The following is a 16,232-nucleotide window of genomic DNA, read 5'->3' as shown; positions in this document are numbered from 1 at the left end:
AAGCAGGAATCTCTCGCTATGCAGAGAGCAGGTCAAAAGAGAGGCGCTCTGTCGTCTCGGTTCGGGAAATCCACCTCATCCCCTACTGACAGAAGGCCCTCCCCCAGGTACCGTCACCAGCAACCCGGTCCGATTGGACTGGACCACTCCCTCTACAACGGATCGTCCGGCACGTTCCTGCCGGTGAAGGGACTGCATCACCATGGCCACGGTCACGTATGACAAGGCGACCCGGATCTACCCGGGGGCCGACAAGCCCGCTGTCGATCAGCTCGACATCTCCATCGAGGACGGTGAGTTCCTCGTCCTGGTCGGCCCGTCCGGGTGCGGGAAGTCGACCTCGCTGCGGATGCTCGCGGGGCTCGAGGACGTCAACGGAGGGTCGATCCGGATCGGCGACCGCGACGTCACCCACCTGCCGCCGAAGGACCGGGACATCGCCATGGTGTTCCAGAACTACGCGCTCTACCCCCATATGACCGTCGCCGACAACATGGGCTTCGCGCTGAAGATCGCGGGCGTGCCCAAGTCGGAGATCCGCCAGAAGGTGGAGGACGCGGCGAAGATCCTCGACCTCACCGAGTACCTGGGGCGCAAGCCCAAGGCGCTCTCCGGCGGGCAGCGCCAGCGCGTGGCGATGGGGCGGGCGATCGTGCGCGAGCCCCAGGTGTTCCTGATGGACGAGCCGCTGTCGAACCTGGACGCGAAGCTGCGCGTGCAGACGCGTACGCAGATCGCCGGGCTGCAGCGCCGCCTCGGGATCACCACCGTATACGTCACCCACGACCAGGTCGAGGCCATGACCATGGGCGACCGCGTCGCGGTGCTCAAGGACGGCCTGCTGCAGCAGATCGACTCGCCGCGCAACATGTACGACCGCCCGGCCAACCTCTTCGTCGCGGGCTTCATCGGCTCGCCGGCCATGAACCTGGTCGAGGTGCCGGTCACCGACGGCGGCGTGAAGTTCGGCAACAGCGTCGTCCCGGTGTCGCGCGAGGCGCTCGCGGGCACCGGCAAGGGTGACCGGACGGTCACGGTGGGTGTTCGCCCGGAGCACTTCGACGTGGTCGAACAGAACGGCGAGACGGCGAAGTCCCTCGGCAAGGAGTCGAAGGACGCCCCGGCCGGCCTGGCCGTCACCGTCAACGTCGTGGAGGAGCTCGGCGCCGACGGATACGTGTACGGCACGGCCGAGGTCGGCGGCGAGCAGAAGGACCTCGTCGTCCGCGTCAACGGCCGCCGCGTGCCCGAGAAGGGCTCGATCCTGCACGTCGTCCCGCGCCCGGGTGAGCTGCACGTCTTCTCGACGTCCTCGGGCGAGCGGCTGAGCGACTGAGCGACCGGGCCGCCGGTCCCGCAGGGCCGAAGGCCCGCCGGCCCCGCCCTCACCCCGCCCCCGTGCCTGCCAAATGGCCCGGGGGCGGGTGTTTTTCGCCCCGAAGTCACATGAGTTGCCGTTTTCCCTGCCAGATCGCTCTTTTCGAGCTCCGTGCGTCAACACGGCAACCGTCCGCACCACCTGACGCATCCCTCGACCGGGTGACTAGATGTCGCGGCGTCATTACCCCTCGCTACCATCTGCGGCATGAACCAGGCCGCCCGCCACATCGGCAGAACCCTTGCCTTCGTACTCCCCGTCGTTCTCGTCCTCTCGGGGACGCTCGCGGTGACCCGTGTCCCGTGGGCCGCGCCTGCCGATTCGCAGGTGCTCACCGCGTCCTCCGACAACGCCTCCACCCAAGCCCGGATCCGTGCCCCGCACGAGGTGCTGCACGACAAGCTGCTGACCGAGCTGCAGGAGAAGAACCCGGGCGTCGCCCTCAGCCACCTCCAGGAGGCCACCAACGGCCGTCCCTCGCTCGCCCGGCACTGCGTGGAGATCGCGCGGAGCCTCGGGCGCGCGGCGGTCGCCAAGTACGGCCCCCGGCAGGCTCAGCGCTTCGCCCGGCCCGTCTGCGACACGTCGTACGCCTCCGGCGTCCAGAGCCGCTGACCGCCGCAAGGGGCACGGCACCGCCGCCGGCGCCGGTCGGCCGTCCGCGGACGGCCCCGCATGACGGCACCGCATATCGTGCGGGGCATGACCGGCACGCACGTGTATCCGTACCCCACCCAAGCCGTGATCCTGGCCGGCGGCCAGGGGTCGCGGCTGCGTCCGTACACCGACGACCGACCCAAGCCGATGGTCGAGATCCCCGGCACCGGGACCCCGATCATCGGCCACCAACTGGCCTGGCTGGCCGCCGAGGGCGTCACCGACGCCGTGGTCTCGTGCGGCCATCTGGCGGAGGTCCTGCAGGAGTGGCTCGTGTCGGCCGATCTGCCGCTGCGGGTGACCACGGTCATCGAGCAGGAGCCGCTCGGCCGGGGCGGAGGCCTGAAGTTCGCGGCGGCCTCGCTGCTGCACCCCGACCGGCCCTGGTACGCCACCAACGGCGACATCTGGACCCGCTTCTCGCTGCGCGAGATGGCCGCCTTCCACCACGAGCGTGACGCGGTGGCCACCCTGGCCCTGGCCCGGCCCCGGATCCCCTGGGGGGCCGTCGAGACCGACGAGTTCGGGCACGTGCTGGACTTCATCGAGTCCCCGCCCTCCCCGTATCTGATCAACGCGGGCGTCTACGTCTTCTCCGCCGCCTTCACGGAGCTGCTGCCGGAGCACGGCGATCACGAGCGCACGACGTTCCCCCGGCTGGCGCGGGAGCGGCGGCTCGCGGGCTATCCGCTGCCGCACGGCGCGTACTGGCGGGCCATCGACACCGCCAAGGATCTGACCGAGGCGGCCAAGGAGCTTGCCGGCACGTAGGACGTCGGCACGTAGGGCGCCGGGTGGCCGCGGATTCCACCGGAGCAGCCACGACAACGGCCCCGCACCCTTCCGGGTGCGGGGCCGTTCTTGCGGGCGGCGCTCAGCCCAGGAGGCCGCCGAGCGCGCCCGTGCCGCCGCTGGACGAGCCGCCGGAGGACGAGCCGCCGCCCGTGCTGCTCGACGTGCTGCCCGTGCCGCTGGAGGCCGAGGAGCCTCCGGAGGGGCTGCGGGGCGCCGCGGGCGCGGCCGGCTGCCGCGGGGTCTGCGGGGCGGGGCGGACGCCCTGGCTGGCACCGGGGTGTCCGGCGCCGCCCGCTGCCGCGCCGGTGGGGGTGCGGGCGGCGCCGGGCGCGGCCGGGGCGGTGGCTGAGGGGGTGGCCGAGTGGGTGCCGGGGGCGGTGGGCTTGGGGGTGCCGACGGCGGAGGGGCCCTTCGGGCCGCGCGGGGTGGAGGCGTCGGGGCTCTGGGGATACGGCGAGCCGGGGAGGTTGTTGACGGGGGGGTCGCTGGGGCCGGGGACCTTGACGGTCTGGGAGGAGCGGACGGCGCCGCCGAGGGTGGAGCCGACCAGCAGGGTGAGGCCGATCAGGACGGTGGCCATGATCGTGCCGCGGCGCAGGACGCGCTGCCGGAGCTCCCACAGCTCGGCGCGGGGGCCGAGGCGGCGCCAGGCCTCGCCCGCGAGGCGTCCGTCGACCGAGTAGAACGGGGCCCCGGCGATCACGAGGGGGCTCCAGGCGGCCAGGTAGATGATGTCGGGCGCGTCGTAGACGGGGGCGCTGCGCCAGCTGACGGTGACGAGGAGGACGGCGGACAGCAGGACACCGACGGCGGCGGCGAGGCGCTGCCAGAGGCCGAAGATGGTGAGGACACCGACGACGACCTGGAGGAAGGCGACGGTCAGGCCGGCGCCCACGGGGTGGGCGAGCGCGAAGTTCCGCAGGGGCTCGGCGGCGGCCCAGGGGTGCAGGGCGGTGAGCCAGGCGACCATGGAGCCGCGCTTGCCGCCGTCGAAGTAGACGGGGTCGCAGAGCTTGCCCATGCCGGCGTAGATGGAGATGAAGCCGAGGAAGATCCGCAGAGGCAGCAGGACGACGCCGAGGTTCATCCGGCGGCCGGGGTAGTAGGCGTGCCGGACGGAGTCGCCGGAGCGCTTGGCGGCGCTGTCGTCGTCCTCGGCGTTCTCGTCGTCGTAGTCGTCGGCTTCGGGGCCGTCGAACTGCGGGTAGCGGTACTGATCTTCGTCGTAGGCGCTGTCTGTGGGGCGGACGCCGTGCAGCAGGCGGGTCTCGGGCGCGGCGGGGCCGGCGGCGTCGACGAGCTCGCCGGGGCCGGTGCGCTCGGAGTGGCTGCGGGGGCCCACGACGGAGGGGTGCCGGCCGTCGACGCGGACGCGGGGCAGCACCTGGGTGGAGCCCGCGTCGGTGACGGCGGAGTCCCGTACGGCCTGGAGGAGTTCGGTGGGCGCTGCGTCGCCGGGTGCGGCCCGCCCGCTCCACACCACGGGAGCGCGCCGTTTGGGCGCGCTCTTGACGGTGGGCAGCTGCGCCGTGTCGGCGATGCCTGCGAACTGGCGGGCGACGCGCGGGGGCCGGGCGAGCTGCACGCGGAAACTCACGTGGTTGACGGCGATCTGCGCCGGGTCGGACGGAACCTTCACCGTACTCAGCGCGGGCTGGTCGTCGTACCCGGAAGAGCTTCCCCCCGTGGGTGTGCGGGGTGTTCTGGTGTCCACACTCATCTAACCGAGTGACTTCTGATTAGGACACTGCCTTGACCGTCTCGAACTGTCCGGGTCGCGTCAACGCGCTCCGTCAACCGCGTCCTCGACCATGTCCTTATGCGACAGGACGGGCCGGTAAACCGGCCCGTCCTGTCACATAAGGGGAATTTCGTCAGGCTCGGCGGCGCGCCGCTTCGTAGAGCACGACACCCGCCGCGACACCGGCGTTGAGCGACTCGGCGCCGCCCGGCATCGGGATGCGCACGCGGAAGTCGCAGGTCTCGCCGACGAGGCGGGACAGGCCCTTGCCCTCGCTGCCGACGACGATGACGACCGGGCCTTCGAGGGCTTCGAGCTCGTGCAGCTCGACGTCGCCGTCGGCGGCGAGGCCGACGACCATCAGGCCCTCCTTCTGGTACGACTCCAGCATCCGCGTCATGTTGGTGGCGCGGGCGACGGGCGTACGGGCGGCGGTGCCGGCGGAGGTCTTCCAGGCGCTGGCGGTCATGCCGGCCGCGCGGCGCTCGGGGACGACGACGCCGTGGCCGCCGAAGGCGGAGACGGAGCGGACGACGGCGCCGAGGTTGCGCGGGTCGGTGATGCCGTCGAGGGCGACGATCAGCGGGTCCTCGCCGTCGTCGAAGGCGGCGGCGGTGAGGTCCTCGGGGTGGGCGTACTCGTAGGGCGGGACCGACAGGACGAGGCCCTGGTGGTTGAGGCCGTTGGTCATCCGGTCGAGCTCGGGACGGGGGGCCTCCATGAGGTTGAGGCCCTTGTCCGTGGCGAGCTGGAGGGCCTCGCGGACCCGCTCGTCGTTGTCCAGGTACTGCTGGACGTAGAGGGTCTTGGCGGGCACGCCCTCGCGCAGCGCCTCGACGACGGAGTTGCGGCCGACGACGAGCTCGTTGGGGCCCTTGGGGCCGCCGCGGCGGGGGGCGGGGCGGCGGGCCGCCGCCTGCTTGGCCTGGGCGTTGGCGACACGGTTCTTCTTGTGTCCCTTGCGCATGGACGCGGGCGGGGTCGGGCCCTTGCCCTCCAGGCCCCGGCGCCGCTGGCCGCCGCTGCCGACCGTCGCGCCCTTCTTGTTGGACGTGCGGCGGTTCCTGCGCTGGCTGTTGCCGGCCATGGGGTCACCTGACTTCTTCTACTCTGCCGCCTTCGCACCGACCGGTCATGGCGGGGCCCTGCGGGCTTTGGACGGCTGTGCCGGACTCGGTCCGGCGGTTGCCTACTACGTACGTACGAAAAGTGTCCCTCAGGACAGCGACCAGCGCGGTCCGGACGGGGTGTCCTCGATGGCGAGGCCCGCGTGCTGGAGCCGGTCGCGGATGGCGTCGGCGGCGGCCCAGTCCTTGCGGCCGCGGGCGGCCTGGCGCTGCTCCAGGACGAGGCGGACGAGGGAGTCCACGACGCCGTGGAGGTCGTCACCGCGGCCGGCGGAGGCGTCGGCCCACTGCTCGTCCAGCGGGTCGAGGCCCAGGACGCCGAGCATGGCACGGACCTCGGCCAGGCGGGCGACGGCGGATTCCTTGTCGTCGGCGGTCAGGGCGGAGTTGCCCTGGCGGACGGTGGTGTGCACGATCGCGAGGGCCTGCGGGACGCCCAGGTCGTCGTCCATGGCCTCGGCGAAGGCGGGCGGGACCTCGGCGGCGGGCTCGACGGTCTTGCCGGCCATCTCGCAGACGCGCTGCATGAAGCCCTCGATCCGCGCGAACGCGGCCTCGGCCTCGCGCAGGGCGTCCTCGCTGTACTCGATCATCGAGCGGTAGTGCGGGGTGCCGAGGTAGTAGCGCAGGACGATGGGGCGCCAGTGCTTGACCATCTCGGAGACGAGGACGGAGTTGCCGAGGGACTTCGACATCTTCTCGCCGCTCATGGTGACCCAGGCGTTGTGCACCCAGTACGAGGCGAAGTCGTCGCCGAAGGCCTTGGCCTGCGCGATCTCGTTCTCGTGGTGGGGGAAGATCAGGTCGAGGCCGCCGCCGTGGATGTCGAAGGCGGAGCCCAGGTACTTGTGGGCCATGGCGGAGCACTCCAGGTGCCAGCCGGGGCGGCCGCGGCCCCACGGGGTCTCCCAGGAGGGCTCGCCGGGCTTGGCAGCCTTCCACATGGCGAAGTCGCGGGGGTCGCGCTTGCCGGTCTCGCCCTCGCCGGACGGCTGGAGGAGGTTGTCCAGCTCCTGGTTGGAGAGCTGGAGGTAGCCGGGGAAGGAGCGCACGTCGAAGTAGACGTTGCCGTCGGCCTCGTAGGCGTAGCTGCGCTCGATGAGGCCGCGCATCATCTCGACCATCTCGGTGACGTGGCCGGTGGCGCGGGGCTCGACGGTGGGCGGCAGGCAGCCGAGGGCGTCGTAGCCGTTGTTGAAGGCGCGCTCGTTCTCGTAGCCGATCGACCACCAGGGGCGGCCCTGGTCCGCCGCCTTGGTGATGATCTTGTCGTCGATGTCCGTGACGTTGCGGACGAAGGTCACGTCGTAGCCGCGGTAGGTGAACCAGCGGCGCAGGATGTCGAAGTTCAGGCCCGAGCGGATGTGCCCGATGTGCGGTGCGGCCTGCACGGTCGCGCCACACAGGTAGATCGAGACGCAGCCCGGAGTGAGCGGGGAGAAGTCGCGGATCTGCCGGGCGCTGGTGTCGTACAGGCGAATGGTCACGCAACCAGAGTAGTGGGCGTTCGGCAGTGCCCCCGGCAATCGGGCCCGGGAACGGGCGGATCGAGGGGTTCCGTGACGGGACGGCACGCATTGTTCTCTATGTCGTTAATGCTGAAAATCTACAGTTTTGCGTGATAGCTTCCCCGGCACTGCCTCACCTTCCTCACCTGGAGGGGCGTTGCACCCCACTCTGCCGGTACAGCAGGAGCACGCGGAGCCCCCCGGGACCCCCGGAGCCCCGGACGGCAGCGACGGCGACGGGCGCGCCCGGCTGGCCGCGCTGGACGGGCTGCGGCTGCTCGCGGCACTGATGGTGGTGGCGTACCACTACATGGCGTTCGGCAGCGGCGCCTGGGACGGCCCGTCGGCGGCGGTCTTCCCCACCGCGCACCTGCCGGCGTCCTACGGCTGGCTGGGAGTGCAGCTCTTCTTCCTGATCAGCGGCTTCGTGATCTGCATGAGCTGCTGGGGAAGAGGGGTCGGCCGGTTCGCCGCCTCGCGCGTCACCCGGCTCTTCCCCGCGTACTGGTTCTCGGTACTCGCCGTCGCGCTCGTCGTCCGTTTGTGGCCGGCGCTGGACGAAACCCCCCGGGCGCGGGACATCGCCGTCAACCTGACCATGCTCCAGTCACCGCTCGGAGTGGATCCGGTCGACGGCGTGTACTGGACGCTGTGGGTCGAGCTGCGCTTCTACCTGCTCTTCGCGCTGGTCGTCGCCGGGAAGGGGCTGACGTACGCGCGCGTGGTGGGCTTCTGCGTGGTGTGGGGCTTCGCGGCGGCCGTCGCCGCGGCGGCGGACGAGCCCGTGCTCGACCAGGTGCTGATGCCGGAGCACTGCTGGTACTTCATCGCGGGCATCGCCTTCTTCCTCATGCACCGCTACCGCCCCAACCTCGTGCTGTGGCTGATCGTCGCCGCGTGCTTCCTCGTCGCCCAGCACGAGCTGGTGGCGGCGCAGACGCGGGCCGAGGGCTACATGGGCCACCGCGTGCCGCACTGGCCGACGGCGGTGCTGCTGGCGCTGTTCTTCCTCGCCGTGGCGGCGGTCGCGCTCGGCCGGACGCGCAGCCTCGACCACCCCTGGCTGACCGCCGCCGGGGCGCTGACCTATCCCCTCTATCTGATCCACGAGCGCGTCGGCTGGCTGGTCATCCGGCGGGCGGCCGGTGACGTACCCCCGGCGGTACTGCTGCCCGGGCTGGTCGCGGGGATGCTGCTGACCGCGTGGCTGGTGCACCGCCTGGTGGAGCGGCCGCTGGCCGGGACGCTGCGGCGCGGGCTGCGGCGGGCGGCGGCGGAGATCCGGGCGGGCTAGGGAACCCGCACCGCAGGCTCCTCGCCAGACCTCTCATCGGGCCTCTCATCGGCCTCTCATCAGGCCCACCACAAGATCGTCACAAGATCACCCCGGAGACGTTCCAAGGCAGGGGTTGGAATTACGGCAGAGACAGGAGATAACTGTCACGGCGGGCCGGGGGGTCCTTGTGTCAGCATGCCCGCGGACGGCCCTCGTAGGATGAGCCGACCTGAGCCGATGGAGAGGACGACATGCGTTTCGCCAGACGAGGGGACCTCGATGGCGGCCTGGTAGCCGGACAGAAATCCGCCGCTCCCAGGCTTTACGTCCTGGACGGGCTCCGGATCGTCGCGGCCCTCATGGTCGTCTTCTTCCACTACGTCGCACTGCGCGGCGGCTGGGGCCGGGACCCCGAGCACATCTTCCCCAACCTGTGGAAGTTCGCGCAGTACGGCTGGACCGGCGTCGAGGTCTTCTTCCTCATCAGCGGCTTCGTCATCTGCATGAGCACGTGGGGCCGCTCGCTCGGGGAGTTCTTCATCTCCCGGGTGTCGCGGGTCTACCCCGCCTACTGGGTCGCGATCATCCTGACGGCGGCCGTCATCACGCTGTGGCCGCAGGTACGGCAGATCAACGGCGGCTTCGACGGCGTCCTCACGAACCTGACCATGCTCCAGTCGGGGCTCGGAGTCTGGGACGTCGACGGCGTCTACTGGACGCTCTTCATCGAGCTGAAGTTCTACGTATTGTTCGCGGTCGTCGTGGCCACGGGCGTGACGTACCGCAAGTGCGTGCTCTTCTGCGTCCTGTGGACGGTCGTGGCCCTGGCCTCGGTCCAGGCGGACATCAAGCTCCTCGACCAGTGGGCGATGCCGCTCTACCAGCCGTACTTCGTCGCGGGCATCGCCTTCTACCTCATGTACCGCTACCGCCCCACCGCGCTGCTCTGGGGCATCGTCGCGGTGTCGCTGCTCCTCGCCGAGCACCACATCACGCGGCGCGTCGCGGACAACACCACGCACAACATCCCCGCCTGGCCCGCCCGGGTGATCGTCTTCGTCGCGTTCGTGCTGATGGCGCTGATCGCGTGCGGCGCGTTCAACCGGATCCAGTGGCGCTGGCTGTCCACGGCGGGCGCGCTCACCTACCCGCTGTACCTGCTCCACCAGTACATCGGTATGACGGTCATCTACGGCCTGCGCGACCGCGTCCCCCGGCATGTGCTGGTCATCGGCCTGGTCCTGGTGATGCTCGGCGCGGCGTGGCTGTTGCACAAGCTCGTGGAGCGGCCGCTGGGCCCCAAGGTGCGCAAGGTGCTGCGCTCCAGCATGGAGGAGGTGCGGCAGCACTCCCCCCGCCCGAAGAGCGCGGCGCACGCCGCCAAGGGCGCCGGTGCACCCGGCGGCGCACCTGTCGGAGCGGCCGCGCCGTCGGCCGTGCCCGAGCAGCACGGCGGGCGCGAGGAGGCCCGCGAGGGCGCGGGCGCGGTGGCGCAGCGGCTCCGGGCGTACGAGACGGGGCCCTACGAGCAGACGGCGGCCGACCGCGTGGGCGCGGGGCGGCCGGACGGGGCCTGACGGCTCACCCAGTCCGACGGCTCCCGCAGTCCGACGGATTCCTTCCGGGCCTGACCGGGACCTGCCCTGCGGCGGGTCCCGGTCGGGCCCGGTCCGTCTCCGCCGGGGCGGCCGCTGGGCCACTACGGGCGCGTTCCGGCTTGTCCCGGCTTGTACGCGCCCGTTTTCCGCGCCTGCGGCATACGGTGAGCGCGACTGCGCACGCGCACGCCCCCCAGGGAAGGAACACGCCGTGGCCGCCACGCTCTCCGACGACCTGAAGAAGCTCCTCGACGACTCCCCCGTCTTCGCGACCGTCGCCACGGTCCAGCCCGACGGCAGCCCCCAGCTCACGGTCACGTGGCTCACGCGCGACGGCGACGACCTGCTGATCTCCACGACGGTCGGGCGGCGCAAGGAGACGAACATGCGCCGCGACCCGCGCGTCACGGTGATGATCAACCCGCACAACGCGCCGTACACCTACGCGGAGGTCCGCGGCACGGCCAGCCTGACCACCGAGGGCGGCCAGGAGCTGATCAACGAGCTCTCGCGGAAGTACACGGGCAAGGACTACGCGGACTTCAATCCGGCGGCGAAGGACGACGCGGAGAGGGTCGTCGTACGGGTCACGCCGCGGAAGGTCGTGGGGTCGATCTGACCCCACGGCACCGTCCGCCCGGGCTCAGTAGGCGTCGGCGCGGACCACCAGGGCCGTCGCCACGGCCGTGAGGCCCTCCTCGCGGCCCGGGAAGCCCAGACCGTCCGTCGTGGCGCCGGAGACCGTCACCGGCGCGCCGGCGGCCTCCGAGAGGACCTTCTGGGCCTCCTCGCGGCGCTTGCCGATGCGGGGGCGGACGCCGACGACCTGGACGGCGACGTTGCCGATGAGGAAGCCGGCCTCGCGGACGATGCGGGCGGCCTCGGCCAGCAGCGTGACCCCGGAGGCGCCGGCCCACTCGGGGCGGCCGGTGCCGAAGTGCGCGCCGAGGTCGCCGAGGCCGGCGGCGGAGAAGAGGGCGTTGCAGGCGGCGTGGGCGACGACGTCGGCGTCGGAGTGGCCGGCGAGGCCGGTCTCGCCGGGCCACAGGAGCCCGCCGCACCACAGCTCGCGGCCTTCCTCGAAGGCGTGGGTGTCGGTGCCGATGCCCACCTGGGGCAGGGCGGGGATCCGGTCAGAAGCCATCGTTGGCCCTCCTGCGGGCGAGTACGGCCTCGGCGAGGACGAGGTCCAGCGGGCGGGTCACCTTGAAGGCCTCCTCGTGGCCGGGCACGAGCACGACGGGGGCGCCGAGGCGCTCGACCATGCCGGCGTCGTCCGTGGCGCCCTCGCCCTCCTGGGCGGCGAACTTCTCGTGGGCGGCGTCCAGCGTGCGCCGGTCGAAGCCCTGGGGGGTCTGGACGGCGCGCAGCAGCGCCCGCTCGGGGGTGCCGGTGACGAGCTCGGGCTCGCCCTCGGCGGCGCCGGTGCGCGGCCCGACCTGCTTGACGGTGTCGGCGAGCGGCAGCGCCGGGACGACGGCGGGGGCGCCCTCGCGCACCGCGGCGATCACGGCGTCGACGGTGTCGACGGGCACCAGGGGGCGGGCGGCGTCGTGCACGAGGACGGTGGCGACGTCGGCCGGGAGGGCCGCGAGGCCGAGGCGTACGGACTCCTGGCGGGTCTCCCCGCCGGGGACGACGAGGACCTCGGCGCGGTCGTGGCCCGTGAGGGGGTGGTCGTCGAGAAGGGCGCGGACCTCGGGGGCGCCGTCCGGCGGGGCGACCACGACGACGAGGGAGACGGCGCGGGAGGCGGCCATCGCCCGGACGGCGTGGACGAGCATGGGCGTGCCGCCCAGGGCGCGCAGGGCCTTGGGGGCGCCCGGGCCGAGCCGGACCCCCCGGCCGGCCGCGGGAATCACCGCGGCGGTGCGCGCAGGAGTGACGGCAGGGGCTCGATCAGACATTGCGTTCACGTTCAGGTTTGCTTCCTCGGCCGGTTTGGGTATGGCCTGGGGGTACCCCCTGCTCGGAGAGCCGGGGGAGTGCCGGGCAAGCCCCGACCAGCCCCTTCCGTGACAGCTGGTCGGGCCGGCTGCCCGGGCCCGGCACACCGAGTCGTGTACGGCGCGTGCGCCGGTGTCACCCGGTCACCGGCATCGCCGGTGTCACCGGAACGAGAGATGCCGCAGCGCCCGGCGGGTGACTTGCGTCACCGCGCGGGCACCGCGGCACTTCTTTACGTCCGGCACCTGTGGTGTGTCCGGCATCGCGTCAGGACGCGAGGACCTCGTCGAGCAGGGCCTCGGCCTTGTCCTCGTTGGTGTTCTCCGCGAGGGCGAGCTCGCTCACCAGGATCTGCCGCGCCTTGGCCAGCATGCGCTTCTCACCGGCGGACAGGCCGCGCTCGCGCTCGCGACGCCAGAGGTCGCGCACGACCTCGGCAACCTTGATCACGTCACCGGACGCGAGCTTCTCGAGATTTGCCTTGTAGCGACGGGACCAGTTCGTCGGCTCTTCCGCATAGGGTGCGCGGAGCACCTCGAAGACCCGGTCCAGCCCATCCTGGCCGACCACATCGCGCACACCGACGAACTCCGCATTGTCCGCCGGCACCCGAACCGTCAGGTCACCCTGGGCGACCTTCAGCACCAAGTAGGTCTTGTCCACGCCTTTGATCTGGCGAGTTTCGATGGCCTCGATCAGCGCGGCCCCGTGATGGGGATAGACCACGGTGTCGCCAACCTTGAACGTCATGTGACAGGTACCCCTTCCGTGGCTATCCAGTCTAACACGGGAACTCCCCGTTCTGAATGGCGTTTTCGCAGGTCAGGGCATATCTCAGGGCTTGACAACAGCAACCGCGTCGTGCTGCGGGAGCCTTCCGGAAGCGGGTATTCGCAGGTGGGAGCGGTTCTTCGGGCAAGGCGAAACGGGCACGTTACACGCGTGGAGAGGCGCTCGCGAGCGGTCGAACGTCCCGTTTTGCCGGGGTCCGCTCGGCTGACTTCCGCTACTCCGTTCGGGGCGGGGCCTGCCTTCACCGACCGGAATCGGGAATTGATCACCGCGAACTTGATCAATTCAGGAACGCGTTCCGTACGCCCGCGCATTCCGCACCGATAATCCGCACCGGCGCCCGCCGGACATCCGCACGCGCGCGCAGCGTCGATATTCGGCCGTGGGCCGGACAGGGGCGAAGTTGACCATGGGGGCGGGTCGGGTGCGGGGCCCTCCGAGCGGGTCGGTAACCTAAGCCCGCTGACACACCTCTTACCTCTCTTACCTCGTCCAAGGAGATGCCGCCGCCGTGAGCAGCAGCCTTCGACGCGGCGCTCTCGCCGCTACCGTCCTCGTGCTCTCGATCGCCTCGCTCTCCGCCTGCGCGGCGGGCAACAGCGCGCAGACGCTCGAGGTGAAGCCGGACAACGCCGCCACCTCGGTCGGCAACATCAAGCTGCAGAACATGAACGTGATCACGCAGCCCGACCTGAACGCCAAGGGCCCCGCCGTGATCACCGGCCAGGTCTTCAACAACGGCCTCAAGGACCAGACCCTCCGCGGGATCACCCTGGCCGGCAAGAACGGCGCCAAGGTGAAGCTCACCCCGGCCAAGGGCTCCGGCGACGTCGTCGTCCCGGCCGGCGGCTCGGTGCTGCTGGGCGGCAAGGGCAACGCCGCGGCGGTCCTGCCGGACGGGCGCGAGTCCCTGAAGGACGGCGAGCAGCAGAAGCTGGCGTTCGACTTCAGCGAGACGGGCGAGGTGCGCATCGGCGCCTTCGTCGTCCCGGCGACGAGCTACTTCAAGGAGTGGGGCCCCTCCGAGGCCGCGCCGACCCCGGCCGCGAAGCCGGGCGGCGCCAAGCCCAGCGGCGAGCCCTCCGCCCCTGCGGGCGCCCCCTCGGGTGCGCCTTCACCTTCCGGCAAGCCGGGCACGCCGGGCCAGGGCGAGGCGTCCCAGGGCGCCCAGCACGCCGGTCACTGATCGCAGGACGGCTATGAGTGAGGGCCCGGAAGCGTTTCGCTTCCGGGCCCTCACTCGTACAGGTGAAGATTGACGGCCTACGGCTCGAACTTGTAGCCGAGGCCGCGGACCGTCACCAGGTACCGCGGCGCGCCCGGGTCCGGCTCGATCTTGGCGCGCAGGCGCTTGACGTGGACGTCGAGGGTCTTGGTGTCGCCGACGTAGTCCGCTCCCCAGACGCGGTCGATCAGCTGCATGCGGGTGAGCACGCGGCCCGCGTTGCGCAGCAGCATCTCCAGGAGGTCGAACTCCTTCAGCGGCAGGTCGACCTTGGCGCCGGAGACCGTGACGACGTGCCGGTCGACGTCCATGCGGACCGGGCCGGCCTCCAGGGCGGCCGGGGCGACCTCCTCCGGCTCGCCGCGGCGGCGCAGCACCGCTCTGATGCGGGCCACGAGCTCGCGGGAGGAGAAGGGCTTGGTGACGTAGTCGTCGGCTCCTATTTCCAGGCCGACGACCTTGTCGATCTCGCTGTCCTTGGCGGTCACCATGATGACCGGCACGTTGGAGCGGCCGCGCAGCTGGCGGCAGACCTCGGTACCGGGCAGGCCGGGCAGCATCAGGTCGAGCAGGACGAGGTCGGCGCCGTTGCGCTCGAATTCGTCCAGCCCGTCGGGCCCGGTGGCCGCGACCGCGACCTCGAACCCTTCCTTGCGCAGCATGTAGGACAACGCGTCGCTGAAGGACTCTTCGTCCTCTACGACGAGCACTCGAGTCACGGGTTGACCTCCGGTCGGGTCTCAGAGCCAATCACGAGCACTCGGGTCACGGAAGGACCTCCGGGGCGGGAAGGTGTTCGACAACGGGGTGGTGGGGATTGCGGTCGCGGTCACGGACCGCGCCCGCCTCGGGAAGTCGCAGGGTGAACGTCGAGCCCTGGCCCTCGGCGCTCCAGACCGTGACCTCCCCGCCGTGCGAGGCGGCCACGTGCTTGACGATGGCGAGGCCGAGGCCGGTCCCGCCGGTGGCGCGCGAGCGCGCCGGGTCCACACGGTAGAAGCGCTCGAAGATCCGCTCGCGGTCCTTCTCGGAGATGCCGATGCCCTGGTCGGTGACGGCGATCTCGATCAGTCCCCCAGAGCTGAACGCCTGGGAGGTACCCCCAGCGCCGGGCGCCGTGATGTGCCGGGCGGCGATGCCGACGCGGGTACGGGCGGGGCTGTAGTTGACGGCGTTCTCGACGAGGTTGCCGAGGGCGGCGGCGAGCTGGCCGCGGTTGCCCCAGACGTGCAGGTCGGCGGTGCCTCCGGCGGCCATGGTGATCTGCTTGGTGCCGGCCTGGTGGCGGCAGCGGTCGATGGCCTCGGCGACGAGCTCGTCGACGCGGACGGGCTCGGCGTCCTCCAGGGGGTCGTCGTTCTGCACCCGGGAGAGGTCGATGAGCTCCTGGACGAGGTTGGTGAGCCGGGTGGCCTCGATCTGCATGCGGCCGGCGAAGCGGTTGACGGCCTCGGGGTCCTCCGCGGCGTCCATGACGGCCTCGGAGAGCAGGGACAGGGCGCCGACCGGCGTCTTGAGCTCGTGGCTGACGTTGGCGACGAAGTCGCGGCGGACGGCCTCGATGCGGCGGGCCTCGGTGAGGTCCTCCACCAGCAGCAGGACCAGGCGGGAGCCGAGCGGGGCGACGCGCGCGGAGACCGCCAGCGCCTCGCCGCGGCCCGTGCCGCGCCGCGGGAGGTCGAGCTCGACCTGGCGTATCTCGCCGTCGCGGCGGGTGTCGCGGGCCATCTGCAGCATGGGCTCGACGGACAGCTTCCCGCCGCGCACGAGCCCGAGGGCGTAGGCGGCGGAGCTGGCCTTGACCACGGCGTCGGCCTCGTCGAGGACCACGGCCGAGGAGCGCAGCACGGAGAGCACGGTGTCGACGCCGGGCGGGAGCACGGCGTCGGTGTGCAGGGAGCTGCGGGTGGGGCGGGCCTGGTCGCGCTCGCTCCAGCGGAACGCCAGCATGGCGATCACGCCGGTGCACAGTCCGGCGAGCGCTGCCGCTGCGGCGAGGGCCGCGTCCACGTTCATGAGTCCAGGTTATGCGGGCTCCGCGACCCATCCACAGCCAAATGGGTGCCGCCTCGAACACACGTTGCCGAGAGTTCACCTCGGCGTCGGCACCGGTTCACTCCAGGGCGCCGCGGGCGTCGCGTTCCGGCCAGAACGTGGGAACGTGGGCGGCCACACGGCTTTGGCCCAC

General features: G+C 71.5%; 15 protein-coding genes. 7 read left to right on the top strand and 8 right to left on the bottom strand.

Annotation, left to right across the window (positions count from 1 at the left end; all coding sequences use genetic code 11):
• Positions 1 to 202: 202 nt before the first annotated feature.
• The 3 genes from IE241_RS15515 to IE241_RS15505 all read left to right on the top strand — a co-directional run bounded on the left by IE241_RS15515 (position 203) and on the right by IE241_RS15505 (position 2,806).
• Positions 203 to 1,336, top strand: coding sequence for an ABC transporter ATP-binding protein (locus tag IE241_RS15515; RefSeq protein ID WP_190022319.1), 1,134 nt, complete (start codon positions 203 to 205; stop codon positions 1,334 to 1,336).
• A gap of 249 nt (positions 1,337 to 1,585) precedes the next feature.
• Positions 1,586 to 1,993 carry a hypothetical protein gene (locus IE241_RS15510; RefSeq protein ID WP_190022318.1) on the top strand — a complete coding sequence of 136 codons (408 nt, stop codon included), beginning with the start codon at positions 1,586 to 1,588 and terminating at the stop codon, positions 1,991 to 1,993.
• Between the two features lie 87 nt (positions 1,994 to 2,080).
• On the top strand, positions 2,081 to 2,806 hold the full coding sequence (locus IE241_RS15505) for a nucleotidyltransferase family protein (protein ID WP_190022317.1): 726 nt from the start codon (positions 2,081 to 2,083) through the stop codon (positions 2,804 to 2,806).
• Between the two features lie 103 nt (positions 2,807 to 2,909).
• Here the strand turns inward: IE241_RS15505 and IE241_RS15500 are convergent, their stop codons facing one another.
• The 3 genes from IE241_RS15500 to cysS form a co-directional block, all read right to left on the bottom strand.
• A complete protein-coding gene (locus tag IE241_RS15500) occupies positions 2,910 to 4,550 on the bottom strand; it encodes a DoxX family protein (protein ID WP_190022316.1) in 1,641 nt (546 codons plus the stop codon).
• Positions 4,551 to 4,704: 154 nt separating this feature from the next.
• Positions 4,705 to 5,658 (bottom strand): 23S rRNA (guanosine(2251)-2'-O)-methyltransferase RlmB, encoded by a 954-nt coding sequence (rlmB, locus tag IE241_RS15495; protein ID WP_190022315.1) that lies wholly within the window; start codon positions 5,656 to 5,658, stop codon positions 4,705 to 4,707.
• 129 nt (positions 5,659 to 5,787) lie between these two features.
• Entirely contained in the window at positions 5,788 to 7,185 is a 1,398-nt protein-coding gene (cysS, locus tag IE241_RS15490; RefSeq protein ID WP_190022314.1) for a cysteine--tRNA ligase, read from the bottom strand.
• Positions 7,186 to 7,363: 178 nt separating this feature from the next.
• On the opposite strand from cysS, the gene IE241_RS15485 reads away from it, so the two are divergent.
• From IE241_RS15485 to IE241_RS15475, 3 genes are all read left to right on the top strand, one after another.
• Complete coding sequence (locus IE241_RS15485; RefSeq protein ID WP_190022313.1) at positions 7,364 to 8,500, top strand: acyltransferase family protein; 1,137 nt, start codon at positions 7,364 to 7,366, stop codon at positions 8,498 to 8,500.
• A 233-nt stretch (positions 8,501 to 8,733) separates the two neighbouring features.
• Complete coding sequence (locus IE241_RS15480; RefSeq protein WP_190022312.1) at positions 8,734 to 10,059, top strand: acyltransferase family protein; 1,326 nt, start codon at positions 8,734 to 8,736, stop codon at positions 10,057 to 10,059.
• 232 nt (positions 10,060 to 10,291) lie between these two features.
• Positions 10,292 to 10,699, top strand: coding sequence for a PPOX class F420-dependent oxidoreductase (locus tag IE241_RS15475; RefSeq protein ID WP_190022311.1), 408 nt, complete (start codon positions 10,292 to 10,294; stop codon positions 10,697 to 10,699).
• 24 nt (positions 10,700 to 10,723) lie between these two features.
• Here the strand turns inward: IE241_RS15475 and ispF are convergent, their stop codons facing one another.
• The 3 genes from ispF to IE241_RS15460 all read right to left on the bottom strand — a co-directional run bounded on the left by ispF (position 10,724) and on the right by IE241_RS15460 (position 12,777).
• Positions 10,724 to 11,224, bottom strand: coding sequence for a 2-C-methyl-D-erythritol 2,4-cyclodiphosphate synthase (gene ispF / locus IE241_RS15470; protein ID WP_190022310.1), 501 nt, complete (start codon positions 11,222 to 11,224; stop codon positions 10,724 to 10,726).
• Positions 11,214 to 11,987, bottom strand: coding sequence for a 2-C-methyl-D-erythritol 4-phosphate cytidylyltransferase (gene ispD / locus IE241_RS15465; RefSeq protein ID WP_190022309.1), 774 nt, complete (start codon positions 11,985 to 11,987; stop codon positions 11,214 to 11,216). Before ispD ends, ispF begins: the two co-directional genes overlap by 11 nt.
• 307 nt (positions 11,988 to 12,294) lie before the next feature.
• Entirely contained in the window at positions 12,295 to 12,777 is a 483-nt protein-coding gene (locus tag IE241_RS15460) for a CarD family transcriptional regulator (RefSeq protein WP_003953493.1), read from the bottom strand.
• 553 nt (positions 12,778 to 13,330) lie between these two features.
• On the opposite strand from IE241_RS15460, the gene IE241_RS15455 reads away from it, so the two are divergent.
• On the top strand, positions 13,331 to 14,005 hold the full coding sequence (locus tag IE241_RS15455; RefSeq protein WP_190022308.1) for a copper chaperone PCu(A)C: 675 nt from the start codon (positions 13,331 to 13,333) through the stop codon (positions 14,003 to 14,005).
• Between the two features lie 77 nt (positions 14,006 to 14,082).
• Here IE241_RS15455 and phoP read toward each other — a convergent pair whose 3' ends face one another.
• Both phoP and phoR read right to left on the bottom strand, forming a co-directional pair.
• Positions 14,083 to 14,754, bottom strand: coding sequence for a two-component system response regulator PhoP (gene phoP / locus IE241_RS15450; RefSeq protein ID WP_465269372.1), 672 nt, complete (start codon positions 14,752 to 14,754; stop codon positions 14,083 to 14,085).
• A 55-nt stretch (positions 14,755 to 14,809) separates the two neighbouring features.
• Positions 14,810 to 16,060 carry a two-component system sensor histidine kinase PhoR gene (gene phoR / locus IE241_RS15445; protein ID WP_190022307.1) on the bottom strand — a complete coding sequence of 417 codons (1,251 nt, stop codon included), beginning with the start codon at positions 16,058 to 16,060 and terminating at the stop codon, positions 14,810 to 14,812.
• Positions 16,061 to 16,232 lie beyond the last annotated feature (172 nt).

Origin of the sequence: Streptomyces hiroshimensis (genome assembly GCF_014650335.1) — a bacterium.
GTDB classification, from domain to species: domain Bacteria; phylum Actinomycetota; class Actinomycetes; order Streptomycetales; family Streptomycetaceae; genus Streptomyces; species Streptomyces hiroshimensis.
Note: the sequence above shows the minus strand (reverse complement) of the source record. Positions and strands in the feature narration are given on the sequence as shown.